Raw genomic sequence first — 20,341 nt, 5'->3', positions numbered from 1 at the left:
ATCCTTTAAAAGATATTAAAAAGTCTTTGAAACTTTATCAATAGCTTGAATAGTAACATCTAAATCTTCATAAGTCAAAGCATCTGTGATAAACCAAGTTTCATAAGCAGAAGGTGCGATATAAATCCCTTCTTGTAACAAACCGTGAAAGAATTTCTTGAAAGTAGGATTATCACCTTTTGAAGCTGATTTAAAATCAACTACTGGATCTGCATCAAAATGCACGGAAATCATTGAGCCAACTGTGTTGATTGTAAAAACCACATTATTCGCTTTTAATACTTTATCGATTCCTGCAGCCAAATAAGCCGTTTTATCTGCTAACCTTTGAAAAATTGCTTGATCATTATTTAATGTTTGCAACATTGTTAAACCAGCTGCCATTGCTAATGGATTCCCAGACAAGGTTCCCGCCTGATATACAGGCCCTAGTGGCGCTAGATAATTCATAATCTCATTACGAGCAGCAAAAGCACCTACTGGCAATCCGCCACCAATCACTTTTCCAAAACAAACGATATCCGCATCGATATTCAATAATTCCTGTGCACCACCTCTGGCCAATCTAAAGCCAGTCATGACCTCATCAAAAATCAATAAGATTCCGTTTTCAGTACACAAGCTTCTTAATCCTTCCATAAAACCTGCCACAGGAGGAATACATCCCATGTTCCCTGCTACTGGCTCAATAATGATAGCGGCAATTTCGTTTTTATTTGCTTCAATTACTGTTTTTACATTTTCTAAATCATTGTACGTTGCTAGTAATGTATCCTTTGCTGTTCCCTCTGTAACCCCCGGGCTATTAGGTGAACCAAAAGTAACCGCTCCACTACCGGCTTGAATCAAGAACGAATCGGAATGTCCGTGGTAGCAACCTGCAAATTTGATGATTTTATCTCTTTTGGTAAAACCTCGAGCCAAACGAATCGCACTCATACAAGCTTCGGTTCCTGAATTCACAAAACGTATTTTATCAATATTAGGCACCATTGAAACTGCTAATGCTGCAATTTGAGTTTCTAATTCTGTTGGCATCCCAAAAGAGGTTCCCAATTTTGCCTTTTCAATCACTGCTTGCACCACAGGTTCAAAAGCATGACCCAAAATCATTGGTCCCCAAGAGTTGATATAATCAATTAATGTATTTCCGTCTTCGTCATACAAATAAGCACCTTTGGCACTTTTTACAAAAATTGGCGTTCCTCCTACCGCTTTAAAAGCACGTACTGGCGAATTTACTCCTCCTGGAATTACTTGTTCTGCTTCAGCAAAAAGCTGACTACTTCTTTGATATAACATTCTTTTAGGTGTTGCTGTTAATTTAATTGATAATAATTTGTTGCCCTATCGACAATGTATTGTCTGACAGGTTGTTTTTTCGTTTGATATCTTCGATCAAAACATTGTATTTTTTTGAAATGGAATAAAGGGTGTCTCCTTTTTGAACTTCATGGTAACGTCCAGAAACAGAATTTGAGGAATTATTCGATGAATTTGAGTACACATATTTTTTTCCTAATACTTGCGCATCGTATTGTGCCAAATCGTAGCGTTCGATATACGAAATTAATTTTTCTGGATAACGAGGGTCTGTAGCATATCCCGCTTTTCGCAATCCTCTAGCCCATCCTTTATAATCGTCTTTTGATAAATCAAATAAGCTAGCATAACGACTTTTTCCAATCAAAAAATTAGCATGATCATCGTATGATTCTGCAGAGTTTCTGTATTTTCTAAAACATTCTTGACTAGAATCGTCATCATGTCTAACGCTTTCTCCCAACCAATCATTGTGGCATTTAATTCCAAAATGATTATTAGCAGACTGAGACAAATCGCTTTTTCCTGCTCCTGATTCTAAAATTCCTTGTGCCAAGATGATACTCGCAGGAATTCCATACTTTTTCATATTCTTCATCGCTACATCCTTATACTGATTAACATAAGAATTAACAACTTCATTTGTACTCCCCGAATTGGAACTTGAACGACTTACCCCTGACGAAGTATTTCTTTTATTTTTTGAAGTAGTAATTGTCGATTTAGATGAATTACAACCAATTAATACAGTCAAGAGTAGAATAGAAGTGATTTTTTTAATCATGAATTTTTATAATTGGTAATTTTTTATTTTTTAATCTTTCATTCATCCCTGCAACTCCTTGTAAACCTCCAGTATGAATCAATAGAATTTTTGAATTGGCTGGAAAATAGTTTTTTTGAATTAAATCCAATATACCAAAAACCATTTTCCCGGTATAAATGGGGTCTAATGGGATTTTCGTTTCCTCATAAAAGTGATTAATAAAAGTAACCAACTCTTGATTTACTTTCCCATAACCACCAAAATGGTAGTTTTGAATAAGCTCCCAATTTTTATTTTTTACAAAAGTACAAATTTCATCTTTTAAAAAATCCCCTTTTAAGGCTGGAAAACCCAAAACTTTTTGGTCTGGCAAAGCACTATTAATAATCCCCGAAATGGTTCCACCCGTTCCCACGGCACAACAAACGTAGTCAAATACAGCATCCTCTTTAGTCAAAATCTCTTCGCAACCTTGAATCGCTAAAGCATTCGTTCCACCTTCAGGAATGAGGTAAAAAAAACCATGCTTCTCTTTTAAACGAATCATAAAAGCCTCCTCCTGCTTCAAGCGATAGTCTTCACGGCTTACAAACTCGAATTGCATCCCACATTCTTGCGCAAATTTTAACGTTGGATTTTCTTGAACCTTAGTTACTAATTCCTCCCCACGAATAACGCCAATAGTTTTGAAATGTTGTTCCTTACCCGCAAAAGCAACCGCCGCAATGTGATTGGAATAGGCTCCTCCAAAAGTCAACAATGTAGTTGCTGATTCTTTTTTTGCTTGAAGCAGATTGTATTTGAGTTTTCTAAATTTATTTCCAGAAACAAAAGGATGAATCAAATCCTCACGTTTGATGTAAACAGAGATATTGTTTGGGAATTGAATGGGAATCTTCTGGTTCAAGGCTAGTGTTTTCTACAAAAGTAAAAATTATAAAACATATTAGTGCCTTTAAAGTTTTAAACCATATAGAGTTTTTAAACCATTTAAGAAATATAAGAACAATAAAACAGTATCGTAAAAAAATAACAGCTAAGTCTTGGAAGTTTTAGCTTATTAAGTTCCGTTGAAATACTTATTATTCTCACATTTCTTAAATGGTTTAAAATCCTCAAAGTAAGCATATAAACTTAAATGACTTATATGTTTAAAAAACACATAACTCTTATCTATTCTTACTTTTCTTAAATGGTTTAAAAAAATCCAGATGGTTTACAAAAACTTAACAAAGCGGTACATTCCTCTATACTTGAGATAGTCTAATTTGGTTTCGTTCTCGTAAGCTTCTCGTTCAAAACTGATATTTCTATAGGCTTGGTATCGATTTCTATATTGAACCAACCTAAAAAGATATTCGACTATATACCAAATATAAAAAGGCAAAACCAGCAACTCAATTTGCTGGCGGAGGTGAATTTTTTCGTGATTAACAAAAATAGGATTGTCTTTGTCAACTACAAACTTCATAAACACAAAGGGATAAAGAGTCAATCCTCGAAATCCTTTAGGAATTAAATATTTAGAAACTATAAAAAACATTCCTCTTAAAGTTATAAATTTGTAGTAATTAATGCCTCAAGGGCAAAAAAAGCATTATGACGGAACAAAATAAAGAAAATAAATTAATAGAAGGAGAAGATTTTTATTATACCCCTGAAGGCTATAAATGTCTTACGGAAAAACACCATCTTAAAAGAGGCTATTGTTGCAAAAGTGGTTGCCGCCATTGTCCCTATGGATACGATAAAAAAACAGGAAGAATAAAAAAATAAATTGCTCCCTTTTTTCGAATCAGACACAGTTGCGTAAAGTCCTCCTTTGGTATGATTTTTGAGCCTTTTACATAGGTATAACCACCTAAACATCAATTTAATATAAAAAACTGCATTATGAAAACACTTAAACTTTTACCGATATTGTTGGTTTTTATTATGAGCTCTTGTAGTAGTGTTCATGTAAATGCTGATTATGACTCTAAAGCTGATTTTAGCCAATATAAAACCTATGCTTTTCATAAAACAGGAATTGATAAAGTACAGATTTCAGAATTTGACAAAAAAAGAATCCTTAGAGCCATAGATAACGAATTAATGAAAAAGGGAATGACCAAAAGTGAAAATCCCGATTTATTGGTAAACATCATTACCAAAGAGAGAGAACGTCTAGACGTCAATCAATTTAATGCTGGATTTGGCTACGGTTGGGGATGGGGATGGAGTCCGTTTTTTTGGGGAGGTAACCAAACCTATATCAACTCAACTCCTGAAGGTACTTTATACATCGATTTAATTGATGCCAAGAAAAAAGAATTGATTTGGGAAGGAGAAGGTGTTGGCACTTTAACTCAAGACCGAGCTAGAAAAGAAAAACAAATTAATGAGTTTGTTGCTAAAATATTAGCACAGTACCCGCCTACTAAAGATAAAAAATAATCCCTACTAATTGAAATTCATATTAAATCCTTATTTTTACAATAGGACAATAAAACGATAAAGCAGGATTCTATCATAAAGACTAACATCCGTTTTAATTTAAAATTGAGATGTTGTAATTAGATAAAGTGTACAACTGTTAAACCAAATAAAGCCTCTCTTTTTCGAGAGGTTTTTTTATACTAAAATAAAGAATGGATTTATTTGAAAAAATACAAGAAGCAACAAAACAATTGAAAGAAGTAGTACCTGTAACCCCACTCTCTCATAACCTAAATTTATCCGAAGAGTTTCAGGCTACTATTTTATTAAAAAGGGAAGATTTACAAATTGTACGTTCCTACAAAATAAGAGGTGCTTATAACAAAATGAGTAGCTTACCCAAAGAAGACACTCCTAAAGAAATTGTTTGCGCCAGTGCTGGAAATCACGCACAAGGAGTCGCATATTCTTGTCATTTGCTCCAAATCAAGGGTACAATTTACATGCCCACTACAACTCCCAAACAAAAAATAAAACAAGTGGAATTGTTTGGAAAATCATTTGTCGAAATTGTTCTTATTGGGGATACTTTTGATGATGCTTTTGCTGCAGCGATGAAAGACACCGTTAAAAACAATAAAATTTTCGTTCATCCTTTTGACGATATTGATGTGATTGCGGGCCAAGGAACTGTAGGCTTAGAGATTCTAGATGCACACAAAAAACCTATTGATTATTTATTTATTCCAATTGGAGGTGGCGGGCTGGCATCTGGATTGACTACCGTTTTTAAACAACTAAGTCCACAAACCAAACTCATAGGTGTAGAGCCATTAGGCGCTCCGTCAATGAAAAATTCAATCGACAATGGCAAAAATATCCCTCTGGAAACCATCGATAAATTTGTAGATGGTGCTGCCGTAAAACAAGTTGGAGATCTGACATTCGAAATCTGTAAAAAGAATCTGGATGATATCATTCTCATTCCCGAAGGCAAGGTGTGCACCACTATTTTGAGATTGTATAATGAAGAAGCTATGGTAGTAGAGCCAGCAGGTGCGTTGACGATTTCGGCGCTCGATTTCTACAAAGACCAAATAAAAGGAAAAACAGTGGTTTGTATTGTTAGTGGTAGTAATAACGACATTGAACGTACCGCCGAAATTAAAGAGCGTTCGTTATTGTACGAAGGCTTAATGCATTATTTCCTAATACAGTTTCCGCAACGACCGGGAGCTTTGAAGGAATTTGTGAATGATATTTTAGGCCCAAACGATGATATTACTTATTTTCAATATAACAAAAAAAACAATCGAGAAGTGGGTACAGTTGTCGTAGGTTTAGAATTAAAAAACAGAAATGATATTCAAGCCATCAAAAACAACATGACCAGCAAAGGTTTTGAGTACAAATACCTAAACGAAATGCCCGATTTATTCACGCAGTTGATTGGGTAACCGATTTTTTAGTACCGCTAATTCGCATATTAATCTCTTTATCAACTTAATTCTTGAATGGAAATTGACACAAATTTCAAATCCTAAGAGTTTAATCATTTCATTTTCGACACAAAAGAAGTTATTTCAGTAAACTATTATTTCCCAATACCTTATAATTGTTTTTGCAACATCAAATTAAAACAACAGTATGCCTACACATGATATTACTACCCTAGACGACATCAAACTCCTAGTTAATACGTTTTATGACAAAGTACAGCAAGACCCGTTAATAGGCCCTGTTTTTAATGACAAAATACGTGACCGCTGGCCAGAACATCTGGAAAAAATGTACCGTTTTTGGCAAACCATTCTATTAGAAGTTCATACGTATTCTGGGAGTCCGTTTCCTCCACACAAACATTTACCAGTAGAGAAAGAACATTTTAATCGCTGGATGGAAATTTTCACGGCTACCGTTGATCATTTGTTCGCTGGTGCCATTGCTGATGAAGCCAAATTAAGAGCGTTCAATATGGCCGAAATGTTCTTTTATAAAATTGATTATTTTAGGAATATGCATAATAAAGAATAAAAACAATACCAACTCGTTTTAACGAAAACCAAACTGGAATATTTAGAAAAAGTGGAGAAGTAATTTTTTCAATAATTGAATTAATGGCACACGGATGTTACGAATTCTATTTCTTTAAAATCAACTTTTTTCTTTCCAAAATAGAGGTACGAACTTGCTCAGAAGTGTAAGTTTCAGCACCGTCTGCAACAGCATTGCTTATCGATTCAATGTGCTTGCTATACTCCACAGAAGTCAACGATTTTCCGTCAATAGTATATGCAACTATAGGGTTACGGTTTAAAACAGCATCTATTAGCTCCAATAACTTTTCGCCCTGAACCTCTTTTATTTTCCTGATTATCTGTTTTTTACGCACTTCGATATTCACTTTTCATAGATTTATTAATGTAAAGATACGTTTTTATTCAAAGGCAAACTAGACGAAAAACCTTGCTTTATTGTTGATAACTTATTCGTACTCTTTTTCTTTAATTGGGTATATTAGCAAAAAGAGATAATTATGAATTTAATAGAAAACACCCAAACTAAACAAACTGATTTTAATCCTTACTTGTCAGCTGACAAACATTATTTTGCAGGATACTTCAACCTGGCATTTGATAATATAGAAGCCATTTTTATTGAATTTAAAAATAGATTGCAGATAAATAAAAATGAAAAGAGTCCAAAAACAATCATAACTAACTATTTTACAAATAATTGTAGTATTGTTGACTGGGAAAGAGGTATTAGAATACTAACAGAGTATTTACCGGTAATCAACTTCTTAAACTTATCTATTGAAGATTTGCGTTTTAATAAATGTGAGATTAAAAGGCGTGAATACTTTACGCAGCATTTAAACTATTTGATTGATGCTATCAATGAACTACGTAATTTTTATACTCATTTTTATCATGATCAAATTCAATTCAAAAACAATAAAATAGATTATAATTATTCTTCAGAACTTCTTTCTTTCTTGGATGATACTTTGCTAAAAACAGCATTAGATGTCAAAAAGAATTATCTCAAAAATGACAAAACCAAAGAGATTTTAAAAGACAGCCTAAAAGAACAACTTGAGGAGTTATTCAAATTAAAACTAACAAAGCTAAAAATTAAAAAAGAGGAGAACCTCCAAAAAAGAAAAGAGCAAAAAAAAGCTGGTGAAATTCAAGACAAAATATATTCTATCCCTGATAATGAGAATATTTTAAATTCAATTTATAATGATGCTTTTTCTAAACTATTATTTAAAAATTCAATAACTGGAGACACAAATCTAAAAGACTCCTCAAAATCAGCTATAAATCAATACAACAGTCCTAAAGAATTTGATTACTCATTACCCATATCAACTAGTGGTATTGTATTTTTATTGTCGCTATTTTTATCCAAAAGAGAAATTGAAGATTTTAAATCTAATATTAAAGGATATAAAGGCAAAGTAGTCAAGGAAGATTTAGAAAAAAACAACAGCCTACTTTTTATGGCTACGCATAGAGTTTACTCAACACTAGCTTTCAAAGGACTGAAATACAGAGTAAAAACCACTGCCTTTGATAAAGAAACTCTTTTGATGCAAATGATTGATGAGTTGAGCAAAGTACCAGACTGTGTGTACCAATCTCTCAATGCTACCAAGCAAAAAGAGTTTATTGAAGATATTAACGAATATTACAAAGACAACGAAGAAAATCAAGAGAATTTAGAAAACTCCCATGTAGTTCATCCTGTAATCAGAAAAAGGTACGAAGACAAATTTAATTATTTTGCCTTGCGTTATCTTGATGAGTTTGCAAATTTCCCTACTTTAAAATTTCAATTACATTTAGGCAATTACATCCATCATTCACAACAAAAAACCATTAACCAAACAACTATAACTTCTGAACGATTAATTAAGGAAAAAATTAATGTCTTTGGCAATCTTTCTAAAGCAGGAAATTTGAAAAGAAAGTTTTTAGATGAACAAGAAAACACCGAATTGGGTTGGGAGTTTTTCCCAAATCCTGGTTATAATTTTGTAGGCAATAATATTCCTATTTACATTAAATTGGAAGAAACAAAGGCACACATTATTCATCTTGAAAAAGAAAAAATAAAGGAAGAGATTTATAAAAAAGAAGGAAGAACAGGAAGAAGCAACAATAAACCTACCAAAGAACAAGTTCTTGAGAAAATCTTAAAAAATAATGAGAACTTCAAGCAAGGAGACCCAACCGCTTTTTTGAGTTTGAACGAAATACCCGCACTTTTGTATGAATTACTGGTAAAAAACAAATCTAAAAAGGATAATGCAGGTAGAGATATAGCCGCAAAAGAGATAGAAGATGTTTTGCGTGACAAAATCATAGAACAATTTAATGCAATAAAAAATGTAGACGCTAATTTAGATTTACCAAAAGATAAATTTCCGAAAAAATTATCCAAAGGTACAAACACTATTGTTGTTGACTATGATAAACTAAAAAGAGATATTGAGACAGAAATTAATTTGACTACTGAGAAACTAGAAACCATCAATAGCAACAAAATTGAAGTTAGGAAACATGAAAAAGCCCCACAAAGAGAAAAATCAAAATTTAGAAAATATGTTTTTTATACTTCTGAAAAAGGAACTGAAGCTAGCTGGATAGCCAATGACCTCAAACAGTTTATGCCCCAGAAAGTAAAAGAAAATTGGAAAGGCTACCAACATAGTGAATTACAACGAACTTTGGCGTTCTATGAACATACCAAAGACGAAACAAGCTCGTTATTGTCTGTTTGGAATTTTAGCAATGATACTATTGGTACAGAAATAAGCAATTGTTTCAAAAAAAGAACTTTTGAAGATTTTTATGAAGCTTACCTCAACCAAAGACTCGCTTATTTTGAGCAAAAAAAGACCCAATTTGACGATAATAAAAATGATTCTAAAATTTTAAAAATACTCACCAAAGAACTCTATCGTTTTTTTAAACAAAAAAACTACCAAATCCAACCGCTTTCTACCCAAGTAAAACGCCTTTTGGCAAAACCTACTTGTTTTCCTAAAGGGATTTTTGATAGTAAACCTACTCGTATTTTGGGTCTAGATTTTAAAGAAAACAAAGAACAATTTGCAGATTGGTTTGTATATGCTAATGATAGCCAACATCAATTTCAAACCTTTTATGATACCAATTGTTATAAAAGGGCTTATACTAATAAATACCAATTTACCGAAAAACAATACTCTAATTTTGTAATGAGACAAGAAGGTGAAATTAGAAAACAAAAAAACCGTGATTTATTTACCAAATTAATGGTGGATGATTTGTTCTTTAAAGTTTTTAATACCGAAATAAACACTCCTTTGACTGATTTTTTTCAAAGTAAGCAAGAACGCATACAAAATCAAATTACAGCCGATTTACAAAACAATAAACAAAAAGGAGATTTATCTGAAAACATCAAAAAAGAAAATTTTATTTGGAACAAAGAAGTTTCTATAAAATTACAAAACAGTGATGTCAGTGAGTTTGTAAAATTAAAAAACGTTGGGAAATTCAGAAAATATGAAAGAGACCAACGCATTCAAACCTTTATAGGATATGAGCCAGAAATAAAATGGAATGTTTACCTTGAGCATAATTGGAATTTAAAATACGATAGCAAACCAATACACAATTTCCAAACTCAAATATTGGATTATGAGAAAATTAGAAGTGAGAAATTATTAAAACAAATCCTTCTTTTTGAAAAGAAAATATATGAATTGGTTTTGGATAAAAATGAACTTTTAGATAAAGATAAAAATCCTAATTTTTCATTATATATTCAACGGTTTTTAAACTTAACTTACTCTTTAAATGACCAAGAGCTTGTCTTTTTTGATATAAATTTTAGTACCAAAAAATTTGAGTATGAAGTATTAAATTTTTCAGAAACTATTCAAAAAGCTTATGTTTTAATCATGATAAGAAATAAATTTGCTCACAATCAAATGCCTTCAAAAGAACTTTATGATTTTTGTCAAAGCATATCAAAAAAAGAGTCTACCGATACTTACGCTTGTTATTACTATAAAATTGTAAAATTGATAATTAGCCACTTTAAGATCTAGAAAAACAGCTCCTTGACAACTTGAAACAACAACATTAAGTCTTTTTTTTATGATAGAAAACGACTTCATCCCTTTAACAATAAGGCAAACCTAATAATAGGTTGTGACTGCCCTTATTTTGAAGGGTATATACAACATTGCGATATACCAGTATAATCAGCCAGCAGTTGTGACTGCCCTTATTTTGAAGGGTATATACAACAAACTGTTTTCGATATCTCTTCGGGTGTTGGTTGTGACTGCCCTTATTTTGAAGGGTATATACAACTATTATTATAGTCCAGAATCAGGTAAAAACGTTGTGACTGCCCTTATTTTGAAGGGTATATACAACTTGTAAGCTTCGATTAAATCATCTTGATCTGTTGTGACTGCCCTTATTTTGAAGGGTATATACAACTATAAATGCACAAGGGTATTCGCCTCGAACGTTGTGACTGCCCTTATTTTGAAGGGTATATACAACATTGACGTGACAGTTGATGAAAACGAAAAAGTTGTGACTGCCCTTATTTTGAAGGGTATATACAACTATCTGCTCTAGTGTGACGTTACCCACTTTGTTGTGACTGCCCTTATTTTGAAGGGTATATACAACAGTAGCTGCAAGTCCTGCAACCATTAAGAAGGTTGTGACTGCCCTTATTTTGAAGGGTATATACAACTTTTATAAAACGTATATCTTTAGCGTTAGGGTTGTGACTGCCCTTATTTTGAAGGGTATATACAACATAATATTAGAACCGCTAAAATCTGGTCGAGTTGTGACTGCCCTTATTTTGAAGGGTATATACAACTAAGCTTCGAAGCAAATCGTTGTTTGACAAGTTGTGACTGCCCTTATTTTGAAGGGTATATACAACTGATGAAGTGCTTCACGGCTTCAACGTCCGGTTGTGACTGCCCTTATTTTGAAGGGTATATACAACTTTGCTAATCCATCATTAATAGCCGTTTGGTTGTGACTGCCCTTATTTTGAAGGGTATATACAACTGTGCTTCCTGTGCTTCTTCCGTATTTCTTGTTGTGACTGCCCTTATTTTGAAGGGTATATACAACTGCTGAGCGTGATTAATCCAATCTAAGAAGGTTGTGACTGCCCTTATTTTGAAGGGTATATACAACCATTTTTTACGTTTTTTAATATAAGAAACTGTTGTGACTGCCCTTATTTTGAAGGGTATATACAACTAGAACATATTTGGGCAATAGAGCTACAAGTTGTGACTGCCCTTATTTTGAAGGGTATATACAACTTTCAATATCTTCTGCATTTATCCAACTTGGTTGTGACTGCCCTTATTTTGAAGGGTATATACAACTTGGTCACGATCTTCACGACGTTCGTAAAAGTTGTGACTGCCCTTATTTTGAAGGGTATATACAACTGGTTTCTAAATCTGTTCTTCGGGAATCGTGTTGTGACTGCCCTTATTTTGAAGGGTATATACAACCAATTTGGATATACCATTGATATTTGTAAAGTTGTGACTGCCCTTATTTTGAAGGGTATATACAACTCTATTCATGTACAAGGGAGCAGTCGCAACGTTGTGACTGCCCTTATTTTGAAGGGTATATACAACTTGGTCACGATCTTCACGACGTTCGTAAAAGTTGTGACTGCCCTTATTTTGAAGGGTATATACAACTGGTTTCTAAATCTGTTCTTCGGGAATCGTGTTGTGACTGCCCTTATTTTGAAGGGTATATACAACCCCGTATGTAAGTCTATAATTCAATGAAGTGTTGTGACTGCCCTTATTTTGAAGGGCATATACAACCTGTATTTTTGACGTACTACAACTATTCAAGTTGTGACTGCCCTTATTTTGAAGGGTATATACAACTTGAGGTTTACTTAAAAATAAAGGGATTTATAGGAATTGAATGAAGGTAGTTGAATAATTATCGAGATTGCTCCTTTATCAAAATGACAAAGATCACGGATTGTAATACCGATATTCATAAAAAAGTTAAATTCATCAAATTGAGCGCAGTCGAGATATAGTAATGTATCTCGACTGCGCTCGATTTGACATAAACCAAGATTGGTTTAAAAAGAATTTTGGTTTGGTACAATTTGAAAACAAATCACTAAACACACCACTACTCCCCTAGCCCTGATAGAAGCGGAAATCCTTGTGGCGGCAGGCGTTAAGCCGCCACAAGATTAGAGCGGATAGCGGGATTAGCTCCTAAAAAAAGATTAGAAAGGATAACCGATGGCGATGTTGAAAATCAGGTTGTTTTTGATCCAATCGCGGCTAGCAAAATTGACGTCCTTGAGTATCCAATTACTGCCGTTGACGGAATAAGGTTGCCTGATGGGGAAAGCAAAATCTGTACGGAGGGTCAAAAATGACAAGTCGAAACGCAATCCTGCCCCTGTCCCTACTGCCATTTGTTTCAAGAAATCGTGACTAAACTCCCCACCTGGTTTGGATGCTTTTGGGTTTAACAGCCATACATTACCCGCATCGACAAACAAAGCTCCTTCGACAATACTGAAGAGTTTGGCACGATACTCGGCATTGATTTCTATTTTCATATCGCCTGTTTCATCAGGCAAAAAACCAGAAGCATTGGGTGGAGCCTGAAAAGTTCCTGGGCCTATCGATTGTGCTCTAAAAGCACGCAAACTATTAGCACCACCAATCACGAATTGTTTAGAATACGGCATCTCCGTATTATTGCCATAAGCATAACCAGCTCCCAAAATCAAACGAGTAGCGAGTTTGCTATCTTTTCCTAATTTTAAATAATACCTTAAATCGGTTTTTATTTTGGCATACTGACTGAAAGGAACATCAAAAATCTTGATGGTATCGCCTTTTTTGATATTGGCTCCTGTTACTAAACCGGTAATATTCCCTGCTAAATCCAACTCAGCGTTGAAATAAAACGTATTCTTTTTTCGCTTACTATTGGTATTTGTAAAGGTGTACGAATAGGTTGGACCGAAGATAAATTGCTTTTCGATGACCTTGGCCAAAGATGGATTTTGTGCAATTTCTTCGCGATACAGTGCCGTCACTTTACTGGCGCTGACAAAAGTCACATCTAAAACCTTTAACTCATGCTCTGTATTTGCATTTTCTTTCCAGAGATAACCAAACGAACTTTTGAAAGAATTTAATGTGTACAACTGTGCTCTACTTTGCAGTTGATAACTCACCGCTACTTTGGTTTTGGGTACAAACTGGCTCGAACCATCCCAATGAAATGGCGCTACTAATCGAGGCCAAATCAAACTAGCTTCGCCCCCAAAAGTATAGAGATTATAACCGCCGTTATTGCCCGAAATTTGGAAATCAGCACCACCAAAAAGGGAAAGTGAAAACAATTCTGCTCCACCAAAAAAATTTCGGTTGCTCCAATTTATTTTTAAATCGGTTCCGGTATAGCCCGCTGAATTGGTATTTGCACCCAATTCTAAACGGATAAACTTCTTAGGCAACAAAGTCAAATAATAATAGGCGTTTAACGTATTTGGAATGGTATCATCTACCCTAAACTCGTTTTTTACAAATTTGAAAGTACCTAAATTCACAAATCGATTAAGGGACAAATTATGATTTTTACGATTATAGAAATCACCTTTTTTAAAATACAAGGCACGGCTAAAAACCCTTGGATTAAAGGTTTGTGTGGTATCTATAATGGTAAAATCATCGTATTGTATCGCGTGTTTTCTTTTATAAACGGTACTATCTCCTATTATCGAGTAATTAGGATAGACCACAATATCATTTATTTTATAAGGTTGCTTGGCCTTAGATGGAGTCTCATTTTTTATTTTTAATCGAATACTTAACTCATAATTCCCCTTGGTACTATCAACTTGTGCTAAAATATAATCAGGATTAAAAAAGTAATACCCCTTTTCTTTCAATCGCGCATCGATACGTTCTCTTTCTAATTTTATAGTTTCTAAGTCATAAGGTCTTCCAGGAACCAAAAGACTTCTTCTTTTGAGTTTACTAATCGACTGACTTAAAGCGGTAGAATCCTCTGGCCAAAAGACTTCTTTTATTTTGTACTGTTTTGCTAATGCTACGGTATAGCCTACTTTGACTCTTTTGCCGTGTCGAGTCGAATCAGACTTGGTTTTGGACTTGAAAAAGCCTTTGTTTTCAACATAATTGCGAAGCACCGCTTCATTATGTTCCAAATCGACTTGACTGAATAAAACAGGTGGTTCCCCTACTTTGTTTCGCAACCAATATCGAAATCCCTTATCTTTTGTGGGCTCACCCGCTAGATTGTAAAAAAATAATTTTGGACGAAGTCCCAATATTTTTTTATTAGGTTTCGGACGCAATAAATCAGCCAACTCAGATTGAAGTTGCTTTTTCATTTTTCGGTTCAATGTTGAATCCTCGACTTTTACTTTTCCTCCAATGTATAACAAATCACCTTTGGGCAAAAATTTTGTATTCCCACAGCCAACCATAAAGAGTGAGATTAAAACCAAGAAGGATTTTAAATAGGTGATTTTCATATCTGGTCTACTTATCATTTTCATTCTTTTTTTCGAGTTCCTTTTTCTCTTTCTCTCGTTTCTTCCTATTGGCAATATCGATTTCTTCTTTGCTTTTTTGGAAAAGCTCTCTGAATTTATTGTACTCCATTGTAATAATAAATGCCACTCCCGTTTCAACCACTTCCCCTTGGATGGCTACTTGGTATTCGTTTTTTCGATAAGCTCTTAATTTATACCTTCCGTCTTTACTTAACAGGTATTCAATCGAAGCATTTCCTGCAATATTAGAGGCAGTTTCGTTAGCACGTTCTTGTCCTTCTAATCCAAAATTACTACCTACTGAAACCTTCAAACGGTCGTCTAATAATTTCTTAGAAACCCCCACATTCAAGTCAGTTCTGTTTTCTTTGACTCCTGAAGTATAATCTTCCGTGGATTCTAAATCAAAACTTAATTCGACACCGCTAATTAAGTCGCTCGCCAAATCATTGAGTTGCTGCGAAAGAATCTTACTTACACTTTGTCTAGCAATAGACTCCGCACTAGTACCGCCACTTTCGCTTGCAAATGGATTTTCGCCAATGAATCGTCCGAGTAATAAAAGGGCAAAAACCTGCTTGTTAAGTGCCGAAGGCTCCTTACGTAATTGTTCTAATTTATTTTGCGAAGCCGTTACAATATCTGCTGAAACATCATAATTCCCATCAGGTAACACGATATCAAAACTAATTTCAGGCTTCATTAATTCCCCTTTCATTTTCAACAAAGTCTGAAATGGAATTTTCTGTTTATAGGTGTTTCTAACCCCATCTGTCACAGCTCCTAATTGATCTCCTAACAAATCTAAAGGAGCTGCTGATACTTTATAAATCGCTGTAATATTTACATTAGCCAAAGTAGGTTCGCCATTCCAAACAATTGAACTTCCTTTTTGAATATCAAACTTTCTTTTGATGTTGTTAAAATTCATTTGATAGGAACCTCCATCAAACTCATAGCTTCCTGTAAGTGTCGTTTTACCCGACGGGTCAATGCCTCCAAAAAGTTCTGCTTCGCCTTTTAAACTCAAATAATCCCCATTTCCTTGATCAATAATCATTGTAAACTCTGCTTCCTTATCAATCGTAATGGCAACTCCCACATCCATACCCAAAACCCCTGACTGATTCAATTCATCTTGTAATTTTGCGGTTTGTTTTAAATACATATTGTCTTCATCAACAAACTCTACAATGCCTTCTCTATCGACAATTGATGGATCTGACTGAGGTATTACAATGGTGAATTTCGTGTCCTCATTGATTCGAACATCACCACTAACTACCGGATTGTCTAAGGTTCCACCAATTTTTAATTGGGTATCCAAAAACAAATCGCCATAAAACATATTGTTATCCGCAGCTTTTGAATTGATAGCTCTGAAATCATCCGCTTTTAACCTTAAATCAAAAGTATATGCTCTAAAATCAGGAGTCACCATTTTCCCGTTTAAGTTTAGTGCGTTTTTATTTTCATCATAAACGGTAAAATTATCAAAGGCAATGGTTTCATTTGCGAGCGTAATTTTCTGGTCTTTTATCTCAAAAAACGAATTTAGTTTTGTGATTCGGAATCCAGCGTCATTGAAAAACAATTCCCCATTTACTTTAGGCGCTGCAGTCGTTCCTGTAATCTTAAATTGTCCTGACAAAGTTCCCTTTCCTTCCTTGATATTTCCCATCGAAAAACCTTGAACACTTTTGACATTTAATTTCTGAATCGCTAAATCCAAATCAAAATTACCTTTATCAATGGTGTATTTCCCCTTAATAGTAGCATCATTTCCTTCGCCTGTAAGCGCTACATCAGCAGAAAGCATATTGGCTGTTTGATTGTTTACCTTCAAACTAATATCTCCTACTGTATCTCCTTTAAAACTAAAGTCAGCTACCGTCAAATCAGACACAAAAGTCGGTTTCGTCATCACATTTTCGATGGTAGCAGTCCCATTGATTACCCCATCCATCAATAGCGACTCTTTTTTTACCATGCTCAACAACGTTCCTATTTTAAAGTTCGAAAACTGAACATCTAATGGCGCATTATCTTGTGTAGACTTCGACTGTACTTTAAGCATATCCGATGCATTACTTAATTCCATTTTATTGATATACAAAGAATTATTTCCAAACACTATCTTGTTTTCAGGGTGAACTTTCCAGGAATCATAGTTTAATTTTAGTTTATCAACATCCAACTTCACACTATTTTTACCTTCAGCCGATGATAAATCTCCAGCGATATAATATTGTTCTTTTTGAGCATTGTCTTGAATTTGCAAAGCATAATCCAATTTATTGTCTTTGGCTTTACCTGACAAAGTCGTGGTTGCTAATTTGAATTCACTGTTTTCAACCGTACCTATCGAAAGTGTATAATCCAATGCATTCTCTACTGTTTCTACATGGATAACACCATTTGCAAATGTATTATCAGCATAAACAATCCTTGGAATAGTTCCTTTTATCGCTAAACTATCACCTTGCGAATTGTATTTACCCGTAATAGTAATAGTCTCTAAGCCGGTTAGACCTGGAATCAATTCATACAAAATAGGATCGTTTTGTACATCTACTTTAAAGGTTAACTGTTGGTTTGAAGGTTTCGTTTTCTTTACCCCTTGAACATCTATGTATTTTGAAATCGAATGTTGTATCGCATCCGCAAGAGTTGTCAATTGGTACTTCCCGTCTATCTCTGCTTTAAGGAATGGTGATTTTACAGTAATATTATTTTTTTGTGCATTCGCAAAAGCAATAATTTCAACGTTATCCAAAATCATTGGCTCGGCTGCTTTTAAAATTTGAATGTTCGAACCGATTACTTTTCCGTTCAATTGATCAGGATTACTATTGGTGATGTTTCCAGCAATAGTTCCGCGAAGTTTAAATGTCCCCGCATGTAAATTTAATTTTTCTAAATCAGCGATATCGAGATTCAATTTTAAATTAACCGAAGGATATTTACCATCAAAACCACCCTCGGCAGCCAACTGGTATTTGAGATTAGGATCATCACTTTTGCTTTTCAGTTTAAAATCACCATTTGCAATTTCACTATCAAGATTAATATTGGTGTAGTTATATTTATTGAAACTGGCTTTTTTAAGTAGTACCTTCAGTTGTGCGTTGGCTGTTTTTGGATCAAATCCTGTTCCTTTTGCAGTTCCATTAACCGTAATTTTTCCAATAGAATCATTTTGAATGAGTTTCCCCAAATCAAAATTATCAAAAGCCACTTTCGCATCGTAACGTTCCTTATTTTTAATTCGTTGGTCAAGTAAAGCATCAATATCCGCTTTTCCGTAACTACTATTTAGCGCTAATTTCGTTTTAAAATTATTGACGGTTCCGTTGAAAGTTCCTTTAGCCGCTAATTGTTTTGGCAAATGAATCGTTTTTGGCAAAGTCCCTTTTGGCACTAAAGCATTAATATCTTTTGAAGTCGTGGTTAGGTCTTTTATATTCAAATCAAAAGATGATTTTTCGAACTCGGGCAATCCTTTTATTTTGCCTGAAATATCCAGTTTAGTTTCACCAAAGCCTTGTAACTGAAAATAAGGAATCGTCAAATTATTTACTTTTCCTTTGATTTGCGAATGAATCGACAAAACAGCATTTGGATTCGACAAAAAAGGCTCATTCTTCTGAAGGTCTGGTGCGAAAAGCAGAATATCTTTAAACCCTATTTTGGACTTTTCTAAATGGGCATCAATCGTAGTTTCTCCTATTTTTTTCGAAAGATTATCAACCGAAGCATAGGCTAATTTGATTTTGTTCTTCAACAACGTTTGAGGTGATTTTAGATACAAGCCCGTAAGATAAGCTTGTTTCGAACCATGAAAAAACTCCGTTTCTAGACGTTGAATAGCCAAACCGCTTTTTTCATTTACAGTCAAAGATTGTATTCCTCCCGAAATCGTATCCCTGCTATACTTAATTTTTGTTGCTTTTGCATTTAGATTTGTTAGGTCTAAATGACTATAATCCATTCCCTTTGCTATCGGTTTGGATTGCATATCATCAAATTTGAAAGCTATATTTTCTAAATCTAAATTCTTTAAACGTACTTTCCAATTATTTGAATTTGTTGTAGTCGCATCGGCTACAGAAGATTGCTTTTTATCTTTTTTACCCAATACCAAATTCCCTTTCAAGTTGTGCACTTCAAACGAATCTAAGTCCACAAGTTGTTTTTTTAAATCAAATTCATTGATTAACGCTTTCAAATCTCCAAGATTCAAACTCGTTTTCAATTTCCCCTCTTTATCATCGTAAAGAACAGTGATTTTGGAAAGCTTGATTTTATTAAGTTTCAAACTCAAATCAGTGGTCGAAGTTTTATCCTCAACTTTTTTAGTAACAACCATGTCTTTTACCTTATCCAAGCTATCTTGATTCAAAATAAGGTTGGCACCACTCAACTCAATTGTTGGAATATCAAAGTTCATTTTATTTAAATCGAAGGCTTTGAACTCGGTATTGAAATGTTCCAAATTAAATCGAATGTCATTCTTAGATACAGCATCTTTAAAATTAAAACGAATGTTTTTTAAATCAACATCAACTACTGATATGACATAAGGTTTGCTATTCGGATCTTTCGGATCAGGCGACTCGAAAGCTTTGATGATGTAATCAAAATTAAAAATGGAATCCTTGTCTCTAGAAATCGAAGCGGTAACTCCTTCCAATGCAACCGAATTAATTTCAATTTGGTTGTTCAAAATTTTAAACAAATCGATATCTACTTCCAAGCGTTTTCCTGCCAGTAAGGTGTCTTTTTTTTGATCTTCAAAATAAAACCCTTCAAGAACTATGTTTTTGGGAAAACTTATCGCAATTTTATCTAGACTACTTTTTGTTTTTATTTTGTTATTCAAAAAAGTAATAGCCTTGTCTTTTGCAAAATTCTGAACAGCTGGAACTTGGATTAATCCTATTAATAACAACAAAAGAGCCACTATTGTAAGGGCAGACCAAAACAATACTCGCAATATTTTTTTAAAATAAGAAGTTAATTTACTGTTCATATAACATCAATAGCTTATCATTTTGCCTTAGAATCCCTTAATTTACAAATCTCCTATAAAATTAAAGACTTCTTCTTACATGATTTTTTTTAAATGTTTTAAAATTTGAATGACTACTAGCTACTCATTTAACTAGAAAGCATAAAAAAAGAGGATAATTCCTCTTT

Annotated in this window: 12 protein-coding genes and 1 CRISPR repeat array; of the genes, 5 read left to right on the top strand and 7 right to left on the bottom strand. The window is 34.0% G+C overall.

The genetic code is table 11. The features are described from left to right. Positions 1–15: 15 nt before the first annotated feature. The 4 genes from hemL to SLW70_RS06755 form a co-directional block, all read right to left on the bottom strand. Positions 16–1,302, bottom strand: a complete 1,287-nt coding sequence (gene hemL, locus SLW70_RS06770) for a glutamate-1-semialdehyde 2,1-aminomutase (RefSeq protein ID WP_320891323.1) — start codon at positions 1,300–1,302, stop codon at positions 16–18. A gap of 22 nt (positions 1,303–1,324) precedes the next feature. Next, on the bottom strand, positions 1,325–2,107 hold the full coding sequence (locus SLW70_RS06765; RefSeq protein WP_320891322.1) for a glucosaminidase domain-containing protein: 783 nt from the start codon (positions 2,105–2,107) through the stop codon (positions 1,325–1,327). Continuing rightward, positions 2,100–2,996, bottom strand: a complete 897-nt coding sequence (locus SLW70_RS06760) for a 1-aminocyclopropane-1-carboxylate deaminase/D-cysteine desulfhydrase (RefSeq protein WP_320891320.1) — start codon at positions 2,994–2,996, stop codon at positions 2,100–2,102. Before SLW70_RS06760 ends, SLW70_RS06765 begins: the two co-directional genes overlap by 8 nt. Before the next feature lie 309 nt (positions 2,997–3,305). Then, positions 3,306–3,632: a hypothetical protein gene (locus SLW70_RS06755; protein WP_320891318.1), complete on the bottom strand. Its 327-nt coding sequence runs from the start codon at positions 3,630–3,632 to the stop codon at positions 3,306–3,308. A 56-nt stretch (positions 3,633–3,688) separates the two neighbouring features. On the opposite strand from SLW70_RS06755, the gene SLW70_RS06750 reads away from it, so the two are divergent. From SLW70_RS06750 to SLW70_RS06735, 4 genes are all read left to right on the top strand, one after another. After that, positions 3,689–3,865 (top strand): DUF5522 domain-containing protein, encoded by a 177-nt coding sequence (locus SLW70_RS06750; protein WP_320891317.1) that lies wholly within the window; start codon positions 3,689–3,691, stop codon positions 3,863–3,865. A 117-nt stretch (positions 3,866–3,982) separates the two neighbouring features. Further along, a complete protein-coding gene (locus SLW70_RS06745; RefSeq protein WP_320891316.1) occupies positions 3,983–4,525 on the top strand; it encodes a DUF4136 domain-containing protein in 543 nt (180 codons plus the stop codon). Between the two features lie 194 nt (positions 4,526–4,719). Further along, positions 4,720–5,964, top strand: a complete 1,245-nt coding sequence (gene ilvA / locus SLW70_RS06740; protein WP_320891315.1) for a threonine ammonia-lyase IlvA — start codon at positions 4,720–4,722, stop codon at positions 5,962–5,964. 190 nt (positions 5,965–6,154) lie between these two features. Then, positions 6,155–6,541: a group III truncated hemoglobin gene (locus tag SLW70_RS06735; protein ID WP_320891314.1), complete on the top strand. Its 387-nt coding sequence runs from the start codon at positions 6,155–6,157 to the stop codon at positions 6,539–6,541. 106 nt (positions 6,542–6,647) lie between these two features. Here SLW70_RS06735 and SLW70_RS06730 read toward each other — a convergent pair whose 3' ends face one another. After that, positions 6,648–6,911, bottom strand: a complete 264-nt coding sequence (locus SLW70_RS06730; RefSeq protein WP_320891313.1) for a hypothetical protein — start codon at positions 6,909–6,911, stop codon at positions 6,648–6,650. Positions 6,912–7,043: 132 nt separating this feature from the next. Between SLW70_RS06730 and cas13b the strand changes: the two genes are divergently transcribed. Beyond that, positions 7,044–10,616 carry a type VI-B CRISPR-associated RNA-guided ribonuclease Cas13b gene (cas13b, locus tag SLW70_RS06725; protein WP_320891312.1) on the top strand — a complete coding sequence of 1,191 codons (3,573 nt, stop codon included), beginning with the start codon at positions 7,044–7,046 and terminating at the stop codon, positions 10,614–10,616. Between the two features lie 100 nt (positions 10,617–10,716). Then, positions 10,717–12,467: direct repeats of the CRISPR family, unit length 36 nt; unit sequence GTTGTGACTGCCCTTATTTTGAAGGGTATATACAAC. A gap of 359 nt (positions 12,468–12,826) precedes the next feature. Here cas13b and SLW70_RS06720 read toward each other — a convergent pair. Then, positions 12,827–15,139 (bottom strand): BamA/TamA family outer membrane protein, encoded by a 2,313-nt coding sequence (locus SLW70_RS06720; protein ID WP_320891765.1) that lies wholly within the window; start codon positions 15,137–15,139, stop codon positions 12,827–12,829. Next, the gene (locus SLW70_RS06715) at positions 15,129–20,174 is read right to left on the bottom strand and encodes a translocation/assembly module TamB domain-containing protein (protein ID WP_320891311.1); all 5,046 of its coding nucleotides are present in this window, start codon (positions 20,172–20,174) and stop codon (positions 15,129–15,131) included. Before SLW70_RS06715 ends, SLW70_RS06720 begins: the two co-directional genes overlap by 11 nt. Positions 20,175–20,341: the final 167 nt, after the last annotated feature.

This window comes from Flavobacterium sp. NG2, assembly GCF_034119845.1.
Lineage (GTDB): Bacteria > Bacteroidota > Bacteroidia > Flavobacteriales > Flavobacteriaceae > Flavobacterium.
The sequence above is the reverse complement of the archived record's forward strand: the minus strand, read 5'-3'. Positions and strand labels throughout refer to the sequence as shown.